Origin of the sequence: Gillisia sp. CAL575, from assembly GCF_000403785.1 — a bacterium.
In the GTDB taxonomy this organism is placed as follows: domain Bacteria; phylum Bacteroidota; class Bacteroidia; order Flavobacteriales; family Flavobacteriaceae; genus Gillisia.
Genome location: NZ_APHJ01000023.1, coordinates 174,745 through 198,252 on the forward strand (window position 1 = coordinate 174,745; position 23,508 = coordinate 198,252).

A 23,508-nucleotide genomic window follows, 5' to 3' on the forward strand; every position below is an offset into this window, starting at 1 on the left:
ATTTTAATTATCAGGAAGAGTCCATGCTAAAAGAAACTTTTTATTAGTTATAGATGAGAAACTCACAATATTTTTTGGTTCTTCTATGCATTCTGTTAGTATGTGGGAAAATCCCTGCTCAAGATTCAAAAGACTCAGATAGTTTAAAGAAAATCTACTATTCCAGTTTAGAAGATCAAATAGATCTGGATAACCTATTGGAAATAGCTAAGAATCAAGCAGATCCAGATAGTGTAATTAAATACTCCAAATTATTAATAGGTCATGCAAGGCGTCTTGGTGCTAGTGATAAGGTTTACCAAGGCTATAGACAATTAGGAAATGGCTATCGGTTAAAAGTGGATCTTAAAGAAGCACTGAAGGCTTATTTTAAGAGTCTGGATTATGCGAACAAAAATTATGATAAAATAGGTGCGGCTTATAGCAATATTGAAATTGGAAATGTATACTCTACAAGTGGAAACACGGCCAATGCAGATCTATATTATAATAGAGGAATTGCTGAGTTGCGTAAGGGAGTAGATTCAACCTCGCTTGGAAGTGCATTATTTAATGCCGGAGATGAATATTTGCGCTTAGGGAATTTAGAAAAAGCTGAAATTTTCACCAAAGAAGCCGAGCTTATTTTTGAAAAAAGAGACTATTCTTTAGGAAGAGCCTATAGCTTAGGGAATCTTGGTAGAATTAATGCGCAATTGGGTAAGGATAAGCTTGCTGAAGAGAATTTAAATACTGCAATCATTCTGCTTGAAGATATGGGGGCGTACAATGCCATTGCAGAATTTCTTGTTTCTCTCTCAGATGTCTATTCTGAGAAAGGAGATACAAAAAAAGCTTTTGAATATGCTAGTAGGAGTCTAGAGATCTCAAAAAAATATGGATTCAAGAATTATATCGCTGGGGCTTATCAAAAACTTTCAGAGTTATATGAGCAGATAGGATATACTACAAAATCTTTTCAATACTATAAAGATTATATCATCTATCGTGATAGTATTAGGAATTTAGAATCGATAAGTGAGATGGCAAATTTGCGAACTAATTTTGAAATATCACAAAAGCAAACAGAGGTAGATCTTTTAAGTCAGCAGAAAAAAAATCAACAAAATATTGTAATAGGAGTATTAGTGGCATTGTTTCTTTTAATGCTTTTAGTATTTGGATTGTATAGGAGAAACAATTTTATAAGACGTACTAATTTAATTATAGAGCGAGAAAAAAATAGGTCGGAGCATTTGCTGAGGAACATTCTTCCAGAGGAAACAGCACTAGAACTTATGGAAACGGGAAAGGTAAAAGCGAAAAAATTTGAAGAAGTAAGTGTATTATTTACAGATTTTGAGGGATTTACTCAATATTCTGAAAGTCTCTCTCCAGAGAAACTGGTGGAGAGTGTGGATTTTTATTTTTCAAAATTCGATAAAATTATTGAAAAGCACGGACTCGAGAAAATAAAAACCATTGGAGATTCTTATATGTGTGCAGCAGGAGTGCCATTCCCAATGAAAGATCATGCAATAACCATGATGTATGCTGCACTGGAAATTTTGGAGTTTGTAGAAGAATCAAAGAAGGAGAATGAAGCTCTTGGTGCCCATTTCGAAATTAGAATTGGTATTAATAGTGGTTCTTTGATCGCCGGAGTAGTGGGGAGTAAAAAATTCGCATATGATATTTGGGGAGACACTGTAAATATGGCGTCTCGTATGGAATCTTGCTCGGAAAGTGGAAAGATCAATATTTCTGAAGACACTTTTCAATTAGTAAAATCTAATTTTTTATGTAAAGAACGAGGTAAGATCCAAGTAAAAAATAAGGGAATGGTTCCCATGTATTTTGTTGAAAATAACAAGAATTTGGTGTCTGCAGAGACCGACATGATTCCAACAAAAAGCGCACAAAATTTATGAATCTTGTCTATATAAATTAAACCAATTAAATTAAATAATATGAAAACTAGTACATTATTAAAAAAAACAATTAGAACAGCCAGTTTTTTGGCCGCTATCTTACTTTTAATTTCTTTTAATACCAATAAGATAGAAACAGAGAAGAATTTAGAGCAATCTAATGAAGTTTTATGGAAAACCAAGAACACCTTAATGCAATACAATGTCATTGCACAACAGGAGGGTGGTAATATAAAAAAGGATACATATGTGCTTTTAACTATAGACACTAAAATAATAAATGAAACCAATATAGATTCTACCATTGTATTTTCAGATGATAGAAGTGATCCTGCAAGGAATCCAGGAAATCCTAAAGAGTTTACATCTATAGTAGATAAAAACATGAAGATTTATTGGAGCGGGATTGCTAAAGATCCAAATAGCAACGCTGTTATAAAAATTATTGAAATTATAAGAAAGCAAGATGGCGGTGCAGAAATCTTAAAGAAAACGTTTAAAGATCCTAATAAAGATGGTATTGTTGTAGGAAAAATAAAAAACAAAAAGGTAGAAGGTTTTGAGTATTATAGTGTCAAATTTAGCATTACTCAAGGAGACCTAATAACAGAATTCGAAGTAGACCCTAAATTACAAATGGGATTAGGAACAGATTAATTGATATTTAAATATTTGTAACATGAAATAAACCAAAAAAGCAATACCCAGAGATATTGCTTTTTTGGTTTATGCTATACTGATTAGATCGAGTAGTGATTATTTCAGGTTTAAAGATATCTTAAGCACATAGAATTTAAATAATGCTATCTAAATAACAAAATTTAATTGCTAATGAGTTTTCAGTTTTAAAAAGAAATCTAACAAAGAATATGAAAATTTACAAGTAACATTAGTTTAAAGGCTAGAATAGGTTGTAAAATGTACAATGCTCTTTTAAGTGATTCTTATTTAGAATATGCATATTTGAAGATACACATCCAAACCGAATAAAATTCCTAGCTTACCCCAGGGATCTCAACCATTTTACCCTTCTTGGATTGTCCAAGGACAGTAACTTCTTTGTTTTTACGATACTCTTCTATAGCATGTATAAGTTGCTCTTTAGTATCTCTACGGATTTTTATGGCCGTTCTTTGATTTTTATTACGAACCTCAATATAAAATCCGTCTCTTAAATCTTTTGGTTTAGTGGAAGGTCTTCCCATATTTGCTATTTCAATGATTACAATTAATGTAACCTAAGGGTTTAATTATTAAACATATAATAAAAAAAGGAGTTAAAGAAATTTTATTGAACTTGATTACTTCTCAAGCCAAATATTATTTCTTTTAATGCCATTCTACGAGCTTTGTTGGATTTTTATTTTACAATAGGACTAAGAAAGTCTCATAAAATACGGCATTTCCTTTAATTAATTGCAAAGGTAAGGATTTCTGCTGAAATTTCCACCCTGTTAAGCCTTCTGATTGGTGGATTTTTGCAAAAAAATTAAGAAAAAGTATTTAGTATTTTAAAAAAACATACTTACTATTCATGAAAATGCTTCAATTATACAAACCGATTCTACAGTTTTTGGCAATTTTACTGAAAATGTTCTATAAGTTTTATTAAGATATGAGCAAATGGAAAAAATGTCTGCTGCTGTAGAGTTTATAAAGAAAGAATCAAAAATTTGTAAATCTAAGGTTAAATAGATTTTATTAGTCTTTATAAGTTTTCAATAATATTCAGTAGTTTTATAAAGGAACGGTTACTTAAGTAATTTCAATTTACCCGAACATATTTAGATAGTGGATTTATCTGCCCGTATTTCCGCGAACACATAAATCCTAAACTCCTATTATTAATGATAAATTCCATTTTTAAAAGCCTTCTATTATTAATTCCTCTTATAGGATTTTCACAGGTGAATGATAGTATGGCAGAACCTATATTCTCCATAGAAAAGGAAAAGCTTTTAAAAAATATTAATATCACATTCGATCTGCGTACAGAGTTTCAGGCCTATACCTTTAGAGGCGGAGATCGATATTATAACGGTATTCAGTTTGAAAACGGGTATACTGCACTTGGAATTTCTGCAAAACTTCACGAAAAACTAAATTTTCATTTTAGAAACCGATTTAATAAAGGCGGCGAGGTGCAATCTTTAGATCAACTTGGCAGCAATATAGAACTAGCTTATATAGACATCAATGCTAGTCCGAACCTTAATATTATAATAGGGAAAACATATGCGTTTTATGGAGGCTATGAATATGAGTTCCAAGCTTTAGATGTTTTGGAATATAATGATATTCAAAGCAATGCTCTTGCATTTGTTACTGGTGCCGGAATTACTTACCAAAATTCTAAAAAGCATAAGTTTGGATTTCAGATCTTAAACTCTCGAACGATGCATTATGAAGATCTTTATGGGGATATAGTTACAGACAACATCCAAGAACCTGATTGGCCGGTGGCACTTGTTACAAACTGGCGGGGAAACTTTTTCGATAAAAAATTCCAAACCATTTATAGTCTTAGTTATTCAAATCAGGTAAAGAGTAAAGGGACCTATTTTTTTACTTTAGGTAACAAATACCAAAACAATAATCTCACACTTATGTATGATTTTAATTATAGTTATGAGGAGGTTGATACGAAGGGAATAGTAACAAATATTCTTGCTAGTGAAACGGTCGCTGAAGATGCTATGTATATAGAAAATTGGTTACGAGCTGAATATCGCTTTAGCCCAAGATTCACAGGATTAATAAGCCTTATGACCAGCAATGCGTATGGTAATTTGGCAAGCGAGCCTAAACGTTTAAGAACAAGCTATGGAATAGTTCCTACTGTTTATTATATTCCATTTAAAAATATTGATGTCCGCTTTTTCTTTGCTTATATAGGCAGGTACTTTGATCATACCAATTATGCTATAGAAAATTTTGGTGCAGCGAATTATAACCGAAATGAAGTAAGGCTGGGCTTTATTGCTCCCTTATTGTTGTTATAAGATTATAGTAAAGTAGACCTGAGCCTGCACATCTCTTTAATAATTTACTTCTCCAATTAATCAATTCTAATCCGACAATCCTGACCGCTTTTGGGATGAATAATTACTTTTGACCTTATTCTGTAGTCAATAGTCTAATAGCAAATAAAAAATCATAAATTCAAAAATGGAAATTGACAAAATAGCCTTGATAAAGATCAAAGACGGCCAAGTTCTAAGCACTAAATCCAAAGGGAAAAACAAGTATTATTTCCCTGGAGGAAAAAGAGAACTCGGAGAATCTGATGAACAAACATTGATCAGGGAGATACGAGAAGAACTGAGTGTTGAAATTATCCCAAACTCTTATAAATATATCGGTACTTTTAAAGCGCAATCGGACGGAATGAAAGATGGGATAATAGTTAAAATGACTTGTTACTCTGCCGACTTTAATGGAGTTCTAAAACCGAATAATGAAATTGAGGAAATAAAATGGCTGAATTTCACCGATATAGATACAGTTTCTGCGGTTGATAAAATAATATTTGACTTCCTTAAAGATAAAGGAGAGTTAAAATGATATTTAAAGTCCATTTAAATTTAGTGCTTTAGATGTAAATTAAAAAAAATGGTGTTAGATAAGCATACATCTTATCTCACACCATTAAGCTAATTATGATCGTAAGCAAATTGTTATTTAATATTTTGCTCGGTATTCCACTTAAATTCCAGATTTAACAGGAGCTGTAGTGGTACTCATATCTCTTACACAAACATATTTGCCATCTCGTTTTTGGAAATAAGACATGTAATTACCATTCTCCAATTCTTTACCCGAAGCATCGAATTCTGTCCATGATCCAATCTCAACGGCAGTATTCCCTTCAGCAAATAAGTCTACTATTTTGTAGACATTATAATTCCCTGTGGTATCATTTGCCATATTATTTGCAATGTTCTCCTTTATAGCTGCTTTGCCTGAAATAGGTTGTTTGTTTCTGCTATAAGTCATGGCATCGTCGCTATAATAGGCTGCTACAGCATCGACATCCTTAGCTTTTTCACCAGCCGAATAGGCATCTTCCATCGCTTGGATTTCACTTTTTACCGCTTCCATATTAAGGACTTCTTTTTCTTGTACTTCTTCTTTCTCTTTATTTGCGCAGGCCGAAACAATTAAAGTCATAAATGCTAAAACCGTGAATAATCTGATGTTTTTTCTCATAATTGTTTTGTATTGGTTTGATTATCAAGGTACAACTAAAGCTTAGAACTACAAAGGACTGCATTTTAAGTAATTTTGCTGTTAAGAAACTATACTCCTAAAAAGTGAATTGCTAAATAATTCATTTTTGATTTAGATTAAAAATTTTGTATGTACCAATTCTGGTTAGATGGTTTTTGTACACAGATTTAGATTGGAGTTGTCTATCAATCGCAGGATACATAAAGATCGAGGCTTGCCAATTTTATAATTTAATTAAAAGCTATTTCAATTAAAACTGAACTATATATTCTCCAAGGATAATGGCTTCAGTTTCATATTTACAACTTCATACTTATTCCATTTCCTTTAAGATCAATACTGGCACTTTTGGATTAAAATCTATGTCTTCCTTAATTCGCTGTGAAAAGAGTTTTCTAAAAAATCCCTGCTTTCGTTTATAAAGCGCTAGAAAATTACTATCCCTACTTTCAATAAATAAATGAACTCCCATAGTAAGGGTAGTTTGCGTGAGTTTATGAAAGCTGAATTTAACTTTAGCAAAATAGGTTTTCAGCGTTTCTCTGTTTTGTTCTTGCGCTTTAGTTAGAGGTCTGTTATCGCTATCTATATACAAGATCCTAATGCTTGCATTCAGAAAATTGGACATATCTATAAGCGCTACCATTTCTTTATCTTTAAATGGAAATTTAAAAGTGGTAGGGAACACTATTTCTCTATTAGATTTTGGTAATTCTTTCATTAGTTCGGGTAGAACCAGAAAAGGGCAATTTTCTACCTTTTCGGTCACTTCTGAAATTTCGTTATTAACAGCGGTATTTATCGAAATATTATCGCCTCGGGAAACCATTAAGATAAGATCTATTTTATACGTGTCTACACATTCCTGCATGGCTACGGCAAGATCTTTATTGCTTGATATCGTTTCAAACTGATGCTTCTTGTTTTCTTGTCTGAAATTTAAACCTTGTCGAATTTTATGTAATCCTTCTTCAGATTCAGTCTTTGCGGTTTCCAGCTCAGAATTATTATTCTTTCCTAGGGAAATCCTTGTAGGGGCATCATAAACATTTAAAATATAAAAAATACAGGGAATATCTTTGTAAAGATTTAAAGCATAAACCAAGTTATTCCAGGCATGTTTAGTAAAATTGGTAGGAATAAGAATTTTCTTCTCCATAGAATGAGTTGATTAATTAGGGATTTATGTAAATATACTAAAACTAATTTCCCAATATTTTTATTTTCCTACTGAAAATCTTATTTAAACAATGAATATTAGAAATCCACACGTGATTAAATTCAGGAATCACCTTGTGGTTCTTGAATTGAAAATTACCAATAAGCTGCAATTATATTAATTGTAAGAGTTTCAGTTATTCTACTTTTTAACCCTAGCAACAGATATTTATATTTTTCAACTTCTCGCGAAATTTTTGAGATTCGAATAAGTAAGATTTTAAATTAATAAAGCAAAAAAAGCAGCAACTTTATAATAGTTTCTGCTTCATAAAAATTGAAATACAAATATTATATTTTCTAATATATAATTCCATGTTTTATAAAAAGTTAATCCAATGTGTTTCGCTATCTTTCAGTAACACTAAAGTTAAAGATATTTATATTTTTATATAATCTTGTTGTAATTTTTAGACAGAAAAATAAGTAAAAAAAATAAAAATGTGGTGGCAATATGTATTAGTTTTTTTAGGTGCCTTATTGTTTGACATAGTTCCTTTTCCTTTTCCACCTGCATTTACTATAATGATGTTTATTCAGATCATTTTTGGATTGAATGTGTGGGCAGTAATTATAATAGGTGTAGCGGGATCTGTTTTAGGCAGATACATTTTGCTATTATATGCGCCATTATTAGCGAATAAGTATTTAAAAGAATCCAAGAATAATGACATTCAATTCTTTGGGGCTAAAATGAGAGATAATAAATGGAAGGGTCAAGCAATTGTGCTGGCATATTCTTTATTACCACTTCCTACCACACCGCTTTTTTTATGGGCTGGAATTTCAAAATTAAAACCCATATATATTATTCCCGCATTTATCATTGGGAAATTCACAAGTGACACGATCGCACTACATTTGGGTAAATACGCATCTGAAAATATTGAAAGTCTTATAGAGAACATATTCTCTTGGCAATCAATCGCAAGCTTAGTATTAAGCATAGTTTTTCTTTTCTGCCTATTCTTTATAGATTGGCGAAATCTAATTCAAACTAAGAAGCTTGTGATCAATTATAAAATTTGGAAGTAGGGATAGCTATAAATCAATTCGGGTTAACATCGGGATAATATAAATTATTAATGATTTTATATCCTTACTAAATGTATAGGGTTATTTGATTATTGAGTTATAGATGACCTTTAATTACATAATGGAAAGTTCCTTGTAAGATATAAAGTTCATTCAGATTCTATTTCAAAGTTTATTTATATAAGGCAATCATTTATTTTTAGAACTATAAATAGCTAACTGAGATTATATTTTAGCAGAATTAGTATGCCCACTTTCATAATCCACTGCAGATCACTTTGATCAACATATTCAGTGATAATCCAGCCTAGATTCATTATCAGTTACTTAAATAAATATGCGGATAAAAGGATGTTGTTAAATAATAGATACACTTATGTTTTACTTTCTATTATTAATGAAAAAAATGTTTTAAATTTAGATATTCGAAAGTATATCCTACAACTTTTGAACTGTTCTAATTTCTGAAGAACAGTGAATTTCTTTCCCCCTAGAATTATAAGTTTTCAAATAGATGTTTCAATTAATTGATGTCTGTTAAAATTTCATTTTAAAGTGTATGCTTAAAACACATTCAAAATTTGAAAAGTCTATTTCAAGTTTTGGAAATTTGAGCGAAAAAATGATGAATGCAAATGTTTGCAGCTATTATATAAGAGAAAATAATTTAAAAGGTTTATAAAATGAAAAATATTAAAATCTTATTAGTATTTCTAATTGTATTGGCATCAGTACAAACAAATCAGGCTCAAATTTTAAAAAAACTTGGAAAGCGTGTGGAAAATGCAGCTGAAAATGCAGTGCTTAGAAAATCTGAACAGAAAGTTAGTCGTGAGACAGGAAAAGTGATGGATACCATTTTAGATGGTAAAAAAGGTGAAAAAGGGAATAAAAGTATATCTAACAGACAAGACAAGAAATCCAGTGCTGAAAGGATTGAACATACTAATGTAGAGCAAAACGGATTTGGGGTATATTCTGATTTCACTTTTGTTCCGGGAAATAAGCTCTTATTTTATGATGATTTTGCGACAGACGCAACAGGTGATTTCCCAGCAAATTGGGAAACTGGTGGCTCTGGGGAGATTGTTACGATAAGCGGATCAGACGCCAAATGGCTTTCCTTGGTTAGACGATCTGGGTACATGCCAACTTTAGAAAATACGCTCCCCGAAAATTATACTATTGAATTCGATTTGGCTAATAATGGTTATGGTAGTGGAAAACCTATCAGTAAATTATATATAGCATTCTTATCTAAGAAGGCATATTCTATGGGTGCTGGAGGAACTTTAGCTGACATAGAAATTTTACTTTCTAACAATGGTTTTAATGTGAGAAATGTTGAAAATTTTGGGGGTGAAGTTGAAGTTAAAATTGGAAATGAGATTGATAGGGAAATACCAGAATATCTAAATAATCAGGTTCATATTTCTATCGCCGTAAATAATAAACGCCTACGAATGTGGGTGAATGAAGAAAAGATGGTGGATTCACCAAATTTATTGCAAGCTAATATTGGTAAATATTTTATAATTGAAGCAAGAGATATTTTACCTGAAAAAGGACATTTTGTTGGGGTATCTAATTTTCGTATTTCCGAAGCTACTGAAGATTTAAGATCATTACTCCTTAAGAACGGAAAATTTAGTACTACTGGAATTTACTTCGAAACTGACTCGTGGATAGTAAAAAAGGAATCGTATGGTATTCTATTGGATATCGCTAATATGCTTCGCGACAATGATGATATTACTTTACAAATAGTTGGACATACCGATAATAGAGGTGAGCAGGATTACAATCTCAATCTTTCTGAAAATAGGGCAGAGACCGTAAAGCAGATTTTTGTAGAAGAATTCGGGATACGTGAAGATAGATTACAATTTATGGGCAAAGGTGAAACGGAAGCTTTAGATGATAATAATACTGAAAAAGGCAGAGCAAATAACAGAAGAGTAGAGTTTGTTAAGCTTTAGAAACATAATAAAATTTTTAGAATCATTCATGCTAATTCTTATGACAACAACAAAAAATAATATCCTAGTTATTGTGATAACTATCTTATTTGGTTTTTCAAGCAATGCTCAAGAATCCATTACCGGCACCATTTCAAATTATTCTATGGGTGAGGGAATAATTAATTCCTATGATATGCTAGCAAGAGATAGAATCCAAATTGGGGAAATAAATGCTAAAGGTGATTTCAACATTCCACTGGACAAGGATTATTTAACAACAATCAAAGTACAGGCAGAAAAAGCAGGAGAGAATGCGTCCTCGGGTTGGGAAATTAGCTTTAATACTGTAGGTACAACTTTTGAATGCTTTGGTGCTGAAATGGAATATGAAAATAGGGAAGCATTTTTAATAGGTGTCCCCAATCCAGAAATTAGTGATAAGGACGGCAAAAATGAGGGTGGTGTAATGTACGCGGTAAGTCAACCTGAGATTGCAGAATGGTTACATTCTTATGAGCAAGAAAACATTGTAAAAGGCTATTATTTACGATGGTTTTTTGCAGAAGAAGCTGCATCTGTAAATGGAGAATGTATAATCCCGGCATATACAGGTAGTGGAGAAGAGAATTATAAAAATAGTACCCTAACGAATTTAGAACTTCAAAAGGGTTGGAATATAGTTAAATATATGATTACTGAAATTTTCACAGATTCAAATGGAAAAGTGGTTCCCTCTAAAACCGAAATAAGTTCAATTAAGACTCTTCCAGAAGATATTATGTGGGTACAATTAAAGATTTGAAAAAAGATAATAATTGAAAGAATTAATTAATAATACCATCCTTCTAATATTACTTTCTTCACTAATTCTAGAAAATTGAGTCGTCAGTGACTTACTTAAGCTGAAATCTTGAAAGGATTTATATATCCAGAATCGTATACTTAAAAGTGACCTTACTCTTGAAGTTTTAGTTTATCCAGACCCTTGATTTTTACATGATTCTCTTAAGATGAGTTTACTTGCCAATACAGAAGTTGTCTTTCCATAAAACACAGGTAGCTTCAGAGTTTGGGGTGTAATATAGCTACAAAAGGGCCAGGAAAGTAACACATCAATCACCAATAGTCACTATTTTTTAAATTTACAATTACACCATTTAATTCTTTAAAAATTATATATCATGGTTTATTCATTAAAGACATCCAATTTGTCATGTTAGCTTGATTCCTTAATAGTTCGTTTATAGTTCTAATTTCAATTCTTTGGTTAGGAAAATATTGAAGCTGATTTAAATGCCGGAAAGTAAAAAAAGATCTATTTCTTAGAAGATCATCGTCATTTCTATCCTCAGCCATCCTTATTTCCTCAATAATCAAATTAACATTCCGCTCGAATTCCGCTCTGGTTTTCGGTGGGGGCATTCCATATTTACTCTTTTTTCTCATATTCATCATTGTCAAACTGTGCGGAAGTGTTTGCTAGTAATCTTAGCATTTCGTTTACCGTATTAAAATCAAATCTTTTGTTAGGTAATCCTCTAGCTCTAAGTAAACTGATTTCTGTTTTATGAATACCTTCAATTCCTCGGCTAAAATGAATTTTTCCCTCTCGCATCCTCTCTATAAGAATATTTAAATTTCTTTCAAATTCTTTTCTAGATTCTATATGGGCTCTCTTTGCTTTCATTTAATTATTGATTATATCATATATTTCATCTAAATTTTCAAGATTAACAATAGCCATTATTGATTTATTTAAAATTTCAAGTGTCCGTTCTCTATAAAAGTCGGGGATAACTTTAGATTGCGGAAAGCTTTGTCTTGTATATTTATTTTGCTTTTGAAGCAAAATGATTTCTTTTCGAGTTAAAAGTCTATCTGCTTTATGTGAAAGCTCCTTACATAATTTAGGATGTAAATAATTCTTATCACTCAATAATTCTAATTCAAAATTTATGACTTCAAATCTTTTGTCATCAAAATAAATATCTCCTCCTTTATAAATTTCCGAATTGAACTCATTCGTGATTTTTTTCTGGAGTAGTTTTTCATAATCTTTATCCTCTATAAGATTGAAGACGTCTTTTAAGGTTTTAATATAGATTAAATCAGAATCTTTAATGGCAAATATTAATTGATCAACAATTTTCCCGATTTTAAAATTCTTAATTTTATCTTCTTGAAAACTCTCCACAATTATTTTTGAGCATAAAACCCTTAGTTCAAGAGGCTCTGTACTTTTAACAGTTTGAAAAAGACTAGGTATATAAATTTCTGGCACATATTTAGTGAGAATTGATAGGCTTTTATATGCTTTGAATCTAATGCTTTCTTCAGGAAAAATTAAAAACCATTGGAGTAATTCAAAAACTAAAGAATTACTTTCTTCTAAATTATTTTCAGGATAATTTTCCAGTTTGAGCCAATTATATTTATCACTGACAGTTTTATTTCTGTAAGTAATTAAGCTTATATGTTCTTGGACCAATTTGTTTATTGATAGAACTTCCTCCGAATTGAAAATTCTCTCACCAAAATTCAATATTTCATCTGCTATCACCCACGATTCTTCTTCTTGGTTTAGAATAGACTCTCCTAAGTGGGCTAGTAAGTCATTAGAATCTTTTAGGGCGTCCTTAATAAGTTCTTTAGTCTTTATTGAGGTTGTTGACCATCTTCTCATCCATATGCTTACTCTTTCTTCATCGAAAGTTTTAATAGCTTTAGATATGAATTCGTTATTTTTAAAGGTTTTTAATTTATTATTCAGATTGCCAAAAGCATCATTTTCATTAGTCTCTTTTTCAACATCTTTAACCTCATTTAAATTTAATTGTACAGCTAAACTTTTTTTCTTAAAATGATTATTAATTTTAGTTTTTGTTGAGATATTTACACCCTTATTTAGCGCGGCCGTAAGAATTCTTTCTTCGCCTTTTATCTCATTAGAATTGTAGATCTCCTCTAATAAGTCAAATAAGACAATTTTTAAATTGGAATCATTGATTTCATTGAGATTATAAGCAATAATTTCTGAGAAATCAGGATTAAACCTAAAAACCTCATCCCTTAAAATGAAGATGTAGGAGAATATTATTTTTATTTCAGGACTTAATTTGGTGTTTTTTATTAGCTGTAATATTCCACCTTCTGGCCTAATATTTAAAGCACCTCGATTATAACTTTCACCTTCTTCCAATTGATCAAAGTTATAGAATTCGGCATTTTTAATTAACATTTCTTTTGGTGGAAGGATTTCAAATTTATAATAATCAATTGCAGCCTTAACCATTTTTTTCTTGGTTAAATTGCCAATAAAACTTTCTTTTTCAACTCGAACGTACCTTTGAAATGTCATTTCTCCCGAAGCTTCATCTAAAAGAAAAGCAATTTTATCGGCATTCTTAACAAAATTAGAAGTATCAGGAAGGCTTAAAACTCTATTAAGTATTTCGTATTGAGCTTCTTTATACCAAGATGGTCCCATCGAAGTTTTTAATACATCCTGAAAGGTTTGTAAAGCTCGATCCCGGTCACCGGCATAATTGTAGTATTCGCAAATAGAAAGTGATTCAGGAGTTCTTTCCCATCTATTTTCTAAATTATTCTTTACAAATTCATTTAAATTAGTAATTAAAATTTTGGTTAAGGAAAAGTCTTCATTTTCTTTTAAAAGATTTTCAATGATTCGAGATAAGACTTTTCTGTATCCCTCATTATATAGCCCTAATTGGGTAAAATGGTTTTTCGTTAGGAAACTAGATAATTGGTTTAATTCTTCTGGAAAAAAGGATATGTATAGATTAGTTATTTTAGAATAAATTTCAGGAAGTATTAATTCAGGAATAAAGTAAGATCTATCCCAATAAGCTCTTTCAGCAAGATTAAAATCTAATAGATTTAAAATATTTTTTAAATAGGTTTTACATGTGATGAGTTGGTATGTAGAATCATGATTAGATTTTCTGACCAGGACCCCTTCTAAGAAATGAACTTTTTCTATAACTTCCATTAGAAAATACTCCCAACTCTTCCGCCTTGAACTAATATTAGGTAAGTTAGGAAGCTCTGATTTATTGTAAATAAAACCATTGCAGAGGGCCGTAAATTCAATATTAATTACCTTAGAAAATTCGGGATCCACTCCATTCTCTGCTTTAATGGTCGTTATATTTTCTAGATCTAATGCTTTTATATTTTCAATTAAATTCTCAAGAATGTCTGTCCTGTAAGAATCATAAAATAAAGCTTTAAAAATAACTTTTAAAGAGAGTAAATTCTGCTCCAAACCATAGGTGTCAATTACATATTCAATATCTTTTATATAACTTTTGTAATTATCTGTCTTTTCCAGATATAATCCAGTATCATAGTTATTAAAATCATCAAAGAACACTAGTGTTAAGGCTATTAATTTTGCCCAGGTATTGTCTAATTCTATTGGAGTCATTTTCTCCAATTTATCAATGGAAATATATAAGTCAGAATATCGAAGGGTATAAGCGTTAAAATAAGCTACACCTGTTTCTCTTAAGTCTGCAAAAGCTTTAGCAGCGTCATCAGCACCATCTTTTATTGCACTGTCTTGAAATCTTTTCAAATGGCTCTGTAGTCTCATACATTCTTTAATACCTTCTTCGCCTTTTGAGTAAATTGATAAGGCATGAGCATGCATTATTATTAACCATGGTTTAATTGAAAAAAATTCATCCTCTTTTGGCTTGGTAAATTCGTTTTCAATATATTTTCTAAAGTTTGATTCTAATACTTCTAAAAGAATATTTGCCTCAGAAGTAGCTTCGGATTCATAAAATTGCTGCAGAAAATGAAGTGCGTCGGAATCTGAAACTAGTAACTGATTATCCCTTATGAGATAATTTAAAGCACCCTCATAATTACCAAATGAGATCATTGATTTACAAAGTTCAAAGCTATTATCTGCAAAAACACTATCGTATCTAAATTCAATTCTTTGCAGTAACAATAGAATTCTTATTGTATTATTAATATCGGAATTACTAATTGAGATTGATAGTGCCTTCCTAATATCTTCAATAACCAGATCAGGAGAAATATTCATTAAGCAAGAATCGTCAGCCCATGTCTGTTCACAAGAATCGACGGCTCTTTTAGAATTAGAGCTTTGTAAATAATGATAAAGCCAGTTCTCGATTTGATAAGTTTGATTCTTATTTGATTCACAAAATTTATAAATATTATCATGTATTACTGGTAATATCTCAGGAACCTTAGATGTAATAAAGTCCTTGAAGGATTGATGGTATAATTCAATTCTTTCTTGGCCTGCCGTTAAATATTCAATCGAACTATATTCTGAATAGAAGGCAAATTTTATCTCATCAGGTAAAGAATTAATTAGAATTTTTTTTTCAATTGGTTTCCTAAATTGGGATATAGTAGAAATTATCCATAAACGTTCTTTGGACTTAAAAAAATTATTCCAAAGGCTTTGGTAGTATAAGGAGATATCTCCCTCAATTTTTGGATTACTTTCAATCCAGTCTTCTACCTGATTCGTTCCCAGATTCAAACTTAAAAGAGAGTTTACAAGATAATTTAGATATAGTGGATGGCCTTCTGATTTAATGGCTAATTTTTGGACTGCATCAATACTTAGTTCATAATCCTTTAGTTTGGATTGAATAAAATTTTCACAGAGTTCAATTTTTAAAGATTTCAATTTGACCTCAAAATCGGACTGAATAGTTCTTTTTAAAAAGTGAGGTAAAATTTCTTTGTCTATACAAAAAAGAATGATTTTAATATTTGAAGGAAGTTCTGCGGGGAAAATCCCAAGAAAAGAATCGATATTCTTAACTTCATCTAAACCATCTATGAGAAATATAAAATTAGATAAATTATCGGACAGTGATAACTGAAGAAGTAAATTTCCAATTCTTGAAATGCGATCTTCCAATTTTTCGATTTGATCAATATGAATATTTAATTGCTGGGATATTTGAACTTCCATCCACCTTATTAGCGATCTTGTCGAAGTTCTTACTTCAAGAGGTTGATCATCATGAGGTATTTTAATGAAGTATTTTCCACAAATTATATTCTTTTTTTCAGATGGTTCAAAATTACTAGCACAAAAAGTTTTACCAGAACCAGGGGACCCTGTGCATATTATCCAAGATACATTTTGAGATAATATGTTATTTAATTCGTTTTCTGTTGGAGTATTGTCTATGGAGTATTCACCGGTATTTTTCAAACCGTGAGGTATTTGATCTAAAGATGGATCATCTACCACAACGATTTCATTAGAATTGAGGAAGTAGCTTGCTTTTTTAAATGAAACTATACCTATTTCATTTCCATTCTGCGATCTTGACATTCCTATTAATTTCCCATTAGATACAACAGGACCGCCTGAAAGCCCACTATAGTCAATATCCTCAATTCCGTTCATAAGAATACTTATGTCAAATGGAGAGTTTGTTGCTATCTTATGAACATTACCAGTTAAATGATCCCCATTAGTTTGTGAATAAGTAGGAAAACCAAATAGAGTACAAGTTTGTTTATAAAATAATTTCGTTATTATTAAAGAAAATATTGGGGCTGAAAAATCAACTTCAATTAAGCACATATCTAATGATTTGTCCTCCGCAATAATATTAGTAAGCCCATATTCTTTATCAAAGATTTTAATCGGTTCCCCTTCTTCCAAACATTCAAGCAAATTATGACGTGCCGTTAGAAGTATATTTTCTTTAACGAAGAAACTTGAGCCATTTGAATCTCCGCAAGTTAGAGGAATTGTAATCTTTTCAATCTGCTCTTGGCTAATAATATTTTGCATTATAATTCTATTAATATTGGGTTAATACCATCACCTTCAATGACTTCGAAATTATATGATTTTTCTTTTTTTAATTTTACAAGTTGTTGACTCTGAGTAAGGGGGTAATTAAAAATAAATTTAACTACAGTATCATTTTTATCAATGAAGTGAGCAACAGTTTCTCTATCAGGATGATTATTTTTTGAACCATTTGTTGAGAATATTAATTTATCTGCATTAAGCATCGAAATTAAGTCTGGATCGTTATTTGGGAAACTACCGTGGTGAGCAACTTTAATTAAATTGAAATTTAGCTTATCTTGATTACCATAATAAGATTTAAGCGACTCTTTTATAACAGAGGAGTGCGCATCTCCAAGAAAAAGTAATTTTTTTTCTTCAAATTCTATTACAAATGCAATTGAAGAACCATTAGAAGCAGAATTATCTTCAGTAAACGGTTTTGATAATAGTTCTTTTATTTCATAGTAATTTCCAGATATATTTTTAGTCTTATCCCTTTTTTTTAGCTTCTGTTTTGAAATCATAATTTCAAAGGCATCATCGAATATTTTATCTTCTGTTATTTCATCTATAAACCCCACTTTTAGAAGTTCTTTTCGCCAATAAAGATTTAAACTTCGGATTTGTTTCTTTGAAGGTGACAATAATATAAGCCGAACTTTATTACTTAAATTAATAACCCTATTATTTTCTGTACAAATTGCTTTATTACTGAATTGCTCGTTCCAATTGTAATTTCCTTCACTAATTAATCCCGCTAGTGTTGAACCCTGAGTAGCACTAATATTATGTTCTCCTTTATTAAATTCTTTTAAATAGTTTTGCTTTGATATAGATTCTAAAATTGGATTTCTAGATTGAGTGTTTTTAACCCTCTTAGCTTGAATATGTTTAAGAGAGTTATGCCAGATATTATTAATTTGGATAAACTTACTTTTATTGTTTTCTTCGATTAGTTTTACTATTCCAGAAATATGATCCTGATCGATATGGGTGACTATTAAATAATCCAAAGCTTGACCATTTTTGGATAGTTCAATTAAGTCTTTTTTAATATTTTGACGATATGTATTTACATATCCCCCATCAATTAAAATATTTAAATTATCAACCGAAAGCATAAGACTATCCCCGTCATTAGCAGGATAAACTTTTAAATAGTTTTTAGCCATTAATAAATTTTAAATTTTCTTATATTAAATTTTTCCATACTTACAACCTTTAATATTTCAATCTCTCTTTCTTTGGTAGGATCCATCCTATCTGCTTTTTCTCTTTCCCACTTGATGAGATCATGCCTCTACTTTGAATATCCTTTACATTTCAGCATTTCAAGATAGATGATCGATATATGATCGTAATTTTTGTGCCCTATCCCATTGTTCTAATTGATCTATAAAATCAACTAGGTTTAATTATTGGGTCAACTAAATTTGGAAATTCCAAAATGCAGGAAGAAGGGTTGAAATTTCAGCCTAAATTAATTAAATTGTGAATTTATTAATGTTGCTAGAATTATTCAATTCTCTTGTTGACACACATTAATTTAAACTCTTTTTAATCCTCTATTCCCCACTTTTTAATTATGTTTTCAAGTGCTTTAGATTGTTTATTACTTAGTTTTCCGTTCCGTTCACAACTTTTCTTCAAAGAATTTATAAATGTTTTATCAAAAGCTTCATTGCTTTCACCCCAATTTAGAACTAAATTTATTCGAGAAAGCGATGCATTCGCATCATAGCTTGTGAAATTTATAAGCTTTTTATTTATCCTTTTCCGAATCTCCATTTGTTTAGATGACATTTTTCTTTTACTGATTGTATCTGAATAAAATTTATTCTCAAAATCCGTAATCACTTTTTTCCTAAATAAATAATCAAGTACTTCAGGACTCATACTTTTTTCAGGATCCATTTTTAATCTTTTAATGGAAACGAAAATTTTATTACCGTCTTTAATACCTAGAAACTTATTCACACAACAATTACCGACTTCTGTGGTGTTTTTGTTTATAGTGTTTTCTATTACACAAATATTCTTGATAGGATAATGTCCACAAAGGCAAGTTTGTAAATCTTCACTCTGGTAAGCATATTCAAAATTCCATTCATTTTTGGCACTATTCCATATACTGGATTCACTTATTTTAATTATTTCATCGGTTAATTTATAGTGCATAAATAAATGGATTTTTATAATCTAATGGTAGTGTTAGGAAATTTGTTTAATTAGAATATTTATTCAAGTAAGCTAATTAATAGGTAATCAATCGGTTGGTATTAGAATTTATTCTCCATCCAAATTCTATTTATGCCTGAGTGTATCTCTGTCAAAATCCATTAACAATTCCACTTCTTTCTCAATGAATGGATCATACCAGTCCGCTTTTTCTTTCGCCCAGGCAATCCAATTCCTTTTTTGATCATCTAACATATTACTGGAGATTGAATGCTGTTCAAATTCTTTAATGTAGTTTCTTAGGTATTGAGATTTATTCCATCTGGTGGCAGTTTCAAAAAGTTGTTTGAAATTTTGAAGTTCTAATGCAACTCTTTCATCTTTTTCTTTTTTTATATTCTGTTCTATTTCATTTCTTCTATACCATTCATCCCGCTCTCTTCGTTCTTTCTTTTCCTGTTGTGCTAATTGTTCAAGCTTATCCAATATACTTGGGAGTAGATCTTCTATAGTTTTGCTTTTCTGATCTCTCCATTCTCTCTGATTATAACCTTGGTGTATCTTTATAGATAAAATTCCAGAACCTATATTTTCCTTGTGCTCCCATCTAGAATCTTGTACTTTTACACGTTTTAAAATCTCTCTTACCCTAATTGTAAAGTCTTCTCCCAAAATAAGAAATTCAGAATCTTTTACTTCTGAAATCTTATGACCTCGAAGCAATAATATCTTAATGAAAGTATCCCATATTAGTAAAGCTCTAGGAATATTATCCCTAGTAACTTCGGTAGATATACATTTTCCTCCGGAATAAATGATGTCTTTCCCTTTTCCATACCATCCCGCCTTTTGATTTTTTAAAACTTCTTTTGCTTTTTTGACAAGTGGATGTGGGTTAGATAATTTCTCAGGAACTTTGAAATTCAAATTTGATTGATGGAATATTGAATTATACTTATCTAGAGTGACTTCTTTCTTATTTTTAGAATTAAGTTTGATTACTTCGCTTTCTCCTTTGGGAAGTGGCTTTATCGGTGATTCTTTACCATGCTTAAGTTTCATCCAATGACCCCCAGTAGGAGTGGGAATATTATGTTTTAGGCAGATTTCTTTTAAATTAACATAAGTGCAACCAATTTCGTTGACAATTTTAGTTAATGGCTTAGACCATATTAAGTCATAGAGCCCTTTTCTTGTAAAGTCTGATTTGAAGTTTTTAGTTTCCAGCTTTTAAGCATTTTAGGTTAGTTTGATTGAATGCCACAGTAAGGACAAAAGTCGAACCTTTCTTCAATTTTAGATTCACAACTATTACATAGTTTTACTGTTTCAACTATCGTAGTGAGTGATTTTCCGAGTTTATGTATTAATGTTTCTGGTATTTCATTCAGAAAGCGAGATTCATTTCCTTTTTCTGTAATAAGGTATAAATCATTTTGTGCTCTTGTAAGAGCTACGTAAAAAAGTCTTCTTTCTTCCTCAAGTAGTTTATCGTGCTCAGATTCTTTTAAAACTTGAAAAAGTCTATCACTTAGCCAAACATCTGGAAAACCACCAGATCCGTCAGTTAATCCTACTATAAAAACTGCTTTTGCTTCTAAACCTTTTGAAGCATGAATAGTTTTTGCAGAAACTTTAATTCCCTCATTCTTGAACCTTTTTTTGTATTCGTAATACATGCTAGTTCTTCTATATAAAAAGAGTATATCCTCTTTCGAGTAATTTTTTTCCTCCTTCAAAAGTTTAACCTGATCCACAGCAAAATCTACATTTTCCATTTCCGTAATTCCTTTGTGAACGTAGACTTTACTTCCAGATTTGTTAGAGGCTTGAACGTCTTTTTTTATTTGGAATTTGTTATGCCTAATTACTTCATTACTTGCTCCAACGATATTTTCGCTACTTCTATAATTTAGATTAAGTTTAATAATCTTAGAATTATGGAAATGATCTTCAAAGTTTACTATAAAATCAACATTAGAGCCCCTAAAGCCATAAATACTTTGCCAATCATCTCCAACACAGAACAATTGACTTTCTTCCTTTAAAAGCAGCCTAATTAGGTCTACTTGGAGGTTATTAACATCCTGAAACTCGTCAACAAGTAAATATTTAAATTGATCACGAAATCTGTCCTTAATTGCGCAATTATTTTCAAAAAGAGATATAGTCTTAGTAATTAAATCATTGAAATCTAAATATGATTTATTCGTGCAATATGCTTTGTAGTCAGAAATTAAAGGTAAAGCAAGTCTATAAAATTCTCTCACTCTTTCATGTTGGTCTTCCTTAGCTTGCTTATTAACAAATTCAATAGATAAGTTTTCAACTTTAATCATATCAACCACCTTCAAAGTATCAAAAAGAAATTTTGCTATATTTTTCTTATAAAAATTAAACTCTTCTTCAAAAGAAAGATTTTGAGTATATTGATAATCAGTAGGCAACCTATTTTTAATTGCATTTTCTAAATACTGATTGAAAGTGGCAGAATTTCTGGTCTGTTCTTCATGAGTTTTTACTAAAGTTAGGTTTCCTTTTTTGAATTGTTCTTCCTTTGCCTTAGTTGGATAACTTCTATTACTAATGTGTTCTATGTAAATATTAGCAGACGGTAAGTAGAAATCTGGTTTAAATGAGAAATCTCCAAAGTTAACTACAGGTTCATATTCAAAAGGTATACTATGTCTATATAGCCAGTCTGAAATAAATTGTTCAGATTTAGATCTTACTTTAGTTCCATTTAAAGTAGTGAAATATTTGCCTTTTGGATATAACTTTAGATTATCCTCTTTTTGATGAATTTTATCTACAAGATAATCCAGCACATATTTTTTTAAGTCCAATAGATAACCCCTGTCTTGCTTACATCTTTCAATTATACATTTATTTAAAGCCTCGAAAGTAGTTTCATCAGCAGAATTTGAAGATTGATCAGAGTCTTGTTTATTATCTGCAATTAAACGGAATTGATTGTCGAATTCTGTAACACCATATTCCCTTAAAATTCCATAACAAAGACTATGAAATGTTTTGATAGTTAAATTATTGATCCAATTAAACTTTTTGGTAAAAAGAACTCTTTCTTGATCAATTTGAACTTTGGTTATTGATTTGTCGGAGATGATTTTTTTATAGGAACCACTTTCATCTGCGCTGATTATTAACCTATCAATCATCTCATTAGATGCATTCTTTGTAAATGTTATTCCCAGTATACTATTTGAGTTTGCACTTTTTTCCTCAATGAGATACATGATTTTTTGAAGCAATGTTTTAGTTTTCCCTGAACCCGCTCCAGCTAGAACCAATAATCTTTTGGATTCACTAGTAACTGCTTCTTTTTGCTTATCATTTAACTGACTTAATAAACTATTCTGAATTTCCTGCATAATTATTTTTTTCTTCCATAATCCGCTGGAATTTCACCCCAAGCTTTTGTTTCCCATTTGAGAATTTGATTATCGTAGTTGTTTTCCGCTAACCATTTTAAGGCTCTTGCTATAAGTTTAAACGTTTCTTTATTATTTTCAGTTTCCTCTAAATTGGTATTGCAAATACCTTTTTTGACCCAACCCATCGCAACTTTACTATCTGAGTATATGGGTCTTTTATCGTTTCGCCTTTTTAATTCAGCCAGTGCATGAACTATAGCCAAAAACTCTCCCATATTTACGGTGGAATATTCAAATGGTCCTTGCTTGAATATTACCTCTTTGGTTTCGGTAAATACTCCTTGATATTCAAGCCTCCCTGGATTACCGCTGCAAGCTGCATCAACAGAAATGCTGTCCAGTACGGGTTGACCAATTAGTAATAACTGTTCTTTAGAAAACTCAGGAATAAACTTTTCTTTTACATCCTTTCCTGCATAGTCCCAGTAACTTTCCGAATAGGCTTTTTCTGCAGCATCTAACGTCAGGAAAGATTTGAATTTAGCTTGAGGATATCCTTTGGTATTTGCCAAACATTCATTCCAAGTATGGAAAATACCAGTTTCAACTCCTTCCCAAATAACATAAAATTTTTTCTTCTTCTTCTTGCTCATTTTATACTTGAGTTTTCTCTACATTTTGTTTTAGTATAATAAGTAGTATTTTCGATATCATTACTATACTACAGTCACTTCCTTGTTCCCTAT

General features: G+C 30.8%; 18 protein-coding genes. 7 read left to right on the forward strand and 11 right to left on the reverse strand.

What is annotated here, in order from left to right; translation table 11 throughout:
• The first annotated feature begins 53 nt into the window (after nt 1-53).
• Together I130_RS07310 and I130_RS07315 are read left to right on the forward strand one after the other, a co-directional pair.
• Nucleotides 54-1,910, forward strand: coding sequence for an adenylate/guanylate cyclase domain-containing protein (locus tag I130_RS07310; protein WP_034920841.1), 1,857 nt, complete (start codon nt 54-56; stop codon nt 1,908-1,910).
• Between the two features lie 39 nt (nt 1,911-1,949).
• Nucleotides 1,950-2,567, forward strand: a complete 618-nt coding sequence (locus I130_RS07315; RefSeq protein ID WP_034920845.1) for a hypothetical protein — start codon at nt 1,950-1,952, stop codon at nt 2,565-2,567.
• A 338-nt stretch (nt 2,568-2,905) separates the two neighbouring features.
• Here the strand turns inward: I130_RS07315 and I130_RS07320 are convergent, their stop codons facing one another.
• Nucleotides 2,906-3,115: a hypothetical protein gene (locus I130_RS07320; RefSeq protein ID WP_034920848.1), complete on the reverse strand. Its 210-nt coding sequence runs from the start codon at nt 3,113-3,115 to the stop codon at nt 2,906-2,908.
• Nucleotides 3,116-3,757: 642 nt separating this feature from the next.
• Between I130_RS07320 and I130_RS07325 the strand changes: the two genes are divergently transcribed.
• Entirely contained in the window at nt 3,758-4,912 is a 1,155-nt protein-coding gene (locus I130_RS07325; protein ID WP_034920851.1) for a porin, read from the forward strand.
• 166 nt (nt 4,913-5,078) lie between these two features.
• Nucleotides 5,079-5,474 carry an NUDIX hydrolase gene (locus I130_RS07330; protein WP_034920853.1) on the forward strand — a complete coding sequence of 132 codons (396 nt, stop codon included), beginning with the start codon at nt 5,079-5,081 and terminating at the stop codon, nt 5,472-5,474.
• Between the two features lie 141 nt (nt 5,475-5,615).
• Here the strand turns inward: I130_RS07330 and I130_RS07335 are convergent, their stop codons facing one another.
• A complete protein-coding gene (locus tag I130_RS07335) occupies nt 5,616-6,119 on the reverse strand; it encodes a YybH family protein (protein ID WP_034920856.1) in 504 nt (167 codons plus the stop codon).
• A gap of 334 nt (nt 6,120-6,453) precedes the next feature.
• Nucleotides 6,454-7,299: a universal stress protein gene (locus I130_RS07340; RefSeq protein ID WP_034920860.1), complete on the reverse strand. Its 846-nt coding sequence runs from the start codon at nt 7,297-7,299 to the stop codon at nt 6,454-6,456.
• Between the two features lie 500 nt (nt 7,300-7,799).
• Here I130_RS07340 and I130_RS07345 point away from each other — a divergent pair, with 500 nt between their 5' ends.
• The 3 genes from I130_RS07345 (at nt 7,800) to I130_RS07355 (ending at nt 11,156) form a co-directional block, all read left to right on the forward strand.
• On the forward strand, nt 7,800-8,393 hold the full coding sequence (locus I130_RS07345; RefSeq protein ID WP_034920862.1) for a hypothetical protein: 594 nt from the start codon (nt 7,800-7,802) through the stop codon (nt 8,391-8,393).
• A gap of 683 nt (nt 8,394-9,076) precedes the next feature.
• On the forward strand, nt 9,077-10,372 hold the full coding sequence (locus I130_RS07350; protein ID WP_051119645.1) for an OmpA family protein: 1,296 nt from the start codon (nt 9,077-9,079) through the stop codon (nt 10,370-10,372).
• Between the two features lie 40 nt (nt 10,373-10,412).
• Nucleotides 10,413-11,156 (forward strand): hypothetical protein, encoded by a 744-nt coding sequence (locus tag I130_RS07355; protein ID WP_157480531.1) that lies wholly within the window; start codon nt 10,413-10,415, stop codon nt 11,154-11,156.
• 377 nt (nt 11,157-11,533) lie between these two features.
• On the opposite strand, the gene I130_RS07360 is transcribed toward I130_RS07355, so the two are convergent.
• The 8 genes from I130_RS07360 to I130_RS07395 all read right to left on the reverse strand — a co-directional run bounded on the left by I130_RS07360 (nt 11,534) and on the right by I130_RS07395 (nt 23,415).
• Nucleotides 11,534-11,800 (reverse strand): hypothetical protein, encoded by a 267-nt coding sequence (locus I130_RS07360; protein WP_157480533.1) that lies wholly within the window; start codon nt 11,798-11,800, stop codon nt 11,534-11,536.
• Nucleotides 11,784-12,041, reverse strand: coding sequence for an AVAST type 1 anti-phage system protein Avs1c (avs1c, locus tag I130_RS07365; RefSeq protein ID WP_034920873.1), 258 nt, complete (start codon nt 12,039-12,041; stop codon nt 11,784-11,786). The genes I130_RS07360 and avs1c overlap by 17 nt, the downstream gene beginning before the upstream one ends.
• Entirely contained in the window at nt 12,042-17,183 is a 5,142-nt protein-coding gene (locus tag I130_RS07370; RefSeq protein WP_034920876.1) for a trypsin-like peptidase domain-containing protein, read from the reverse strand.
• Entirely contained in the window at nt 17,183-18,361 is a 1,179-nt protein-coding gene (locus I130_RS07375) for an MBL fold metallo-hydrolase (protein ID WP_051119646.1), read from the reverse strand. Before I130_RS07375 ends, I130_RS07370 begins: the two co-directional genes overlap by 1 nt.
• A 385-nt stretch (nt 18,362-18,746) precedes the next feature.
• Nucleotides 18,747-19,367 (reverse strand): hypothetical protein, encoded by a 621-nt coding sequence (locus I130_RS07380; protein WP_051119647.1) that lies wholly within the window; start codon nt 19,365-19,367, stop codon nt 18,747-18,749.
• 126 nt (nt 19,368-19,493) lie between these two features.
• The gene (locus tag I130_RS07385; protein ID WP_034920880.1) at nt 19,494-20,429 is read right to left on the reverse strand and encodes a hypothetical protein; all 936 of its coding nucleotides are present in this window, start codon (nt 20,427-20,429) and stop codon (nt 19,494-19,496) included.
• Nucleotides 20,430-20,611: 182 nt separating this feature from the next.
• A complete protein-coding gene (locus I130_RS07390) occupies nt 20,612-22,759 on the reverse strand; it encodes a UvrD-helicase domain-containing protein (protein ID WP_083932880.1) in 2,148 nt (715 codons plus the stop codon).
• A 2-nt stretch (nt 22,760-22,761) separates the two neighbouring features.
• Nucleotides 22,762-23,415, reverse strand: coding sequence for a viroplasmin family protein (locus tag I130_RS07395; RefSeq protein WP_034920883.1), 654 nt, complete (start codon nt 23,413-23,415; stop codon nt 22,762-22,764).
• Nucleotides 23,416-23,508: the final 93 nt, after the last annotated feature.

Bases quoted from the DNA above. Each gene is read 5' to 3' on its own strand.
- I130_RS07345 (WP_034920862.1), top strand. From the start codon at position 7,800: ATGTGGTGGCAATATGTATTAGTTTTTTTAGGTGCCTTATTGTTTGAC.
- I130_RS07340 (WP_034920860.1), bottom strand. From the start codon at position 7,299: ATGGAGAAGAAAATTCTTATTCCTACCAATTTTACTAAACATGCCTGG.
- avs1c (WP_034920873.1), bottom strand. From the start codon at position 12,041: ATGAAAGCAAAGAGAGCCCATATAGAATCTAGAAAAGAATTTGAAAGA.
- I130_RS07320 (WP_034920848.1), bottom strand. From the start codon at position 3,115: ATGGGAAGACCTTCCACTAAACCAAAAGATTTAAGAGACGGATTTTAT.
- I130_RS07360 (WP_157480533.1), bottom strand. From the start codon at position 11,800: ATGAGAAAAAAGAGTAAATATGGAATGCCCCCACCGAAAACCAGAGCG.
- I130_RS07380 (WP_051119647.1), bottom strand. From the start codon at position 19,367: ATGCACTATAAATTAACCGATGAAATAATTAAAATAAGTGAATCCAGT.
- I130_RS07370 (WP_034920876.1), bottom strand. From the start codon at position 17,183: ATGCAAAATATTATTAGCCAAGAGCAGATTGAAAAGATTACAATTCCT.
- I130_RS07395 (WP_034920883.1), bottom strand. From the start codon at position 23,415: ATGAGCAAGAAGAAGAAGAAAAAATTTTATGTTATTTGGGAAGGAGTT.
- I130_RS07385 (WP_034920880.1), bottom strand. From the start codon at position 20,429: ATGAAACTTAAGCATGGTAAAGAATCACCGATAAAGCCACTTCCCAAA.
- I130_RS07325 (WP_034920851.1), top strand. From the start codon at position 3,758: ATGATAAATTCCATTTTTAAAAGCCTTCTATTATTAATTCCTCTTATA.
- I130_RS07350 (WP_051119645.1), top strand. From the start codon at position 9,077: ATGAAAAATATTAAAATCTTATTAGTATTTCTAATTGTATTGGCATCA.
- I130_RS07330 (WP_034920853.1), top strand. From the start codon at position 5,079: ATGGAAATTGACAAAATAGCCTTGATAAAGATCAAAGACGGCCAAGTT.
- I130_RS07335 (WP_034920856.1), bottom strand. From the start codon at position 6,119: ATGAGAAAAAACATCAGATTATTCACGGTTTTAGCATTTATGACTTTA.
- I130_RS07355 (WP_157480531.1), top strand. From the start codon at position 10,413: ATGACAACAACAAAAAATAATATCCTAGTTATTGTGATAACTATCTTA.
- I130_RS07315 (WP_034920845.1), top strand. From the start codon at position 1,950: ATGAAAACTAGTACATTATTAAAAAAAACAATTAGAACAGCCAGTTTT.
- I130_RS07375 (WP_051119646.1), bottom strand. From the start codon at position 18,361: ATGGCTAAAAACTATTTAAAAGTTTATCCTGCTAATGACGGGGATAGT.
- I130_RS07390 (WP_083932880.1), bottom strand. From the start codon at position 22,759: ATGCAGGAAATTCAGAATAGTTTATTAAGTCAGTTAAATGATAAGCAA.
- I130_RS07310 (WP_034920841.1), top strand. From the start codon at position 54: ATGAGAAACTCACAATATTTTTTGGTTCTTCTATGCATTCTGTTAGTA.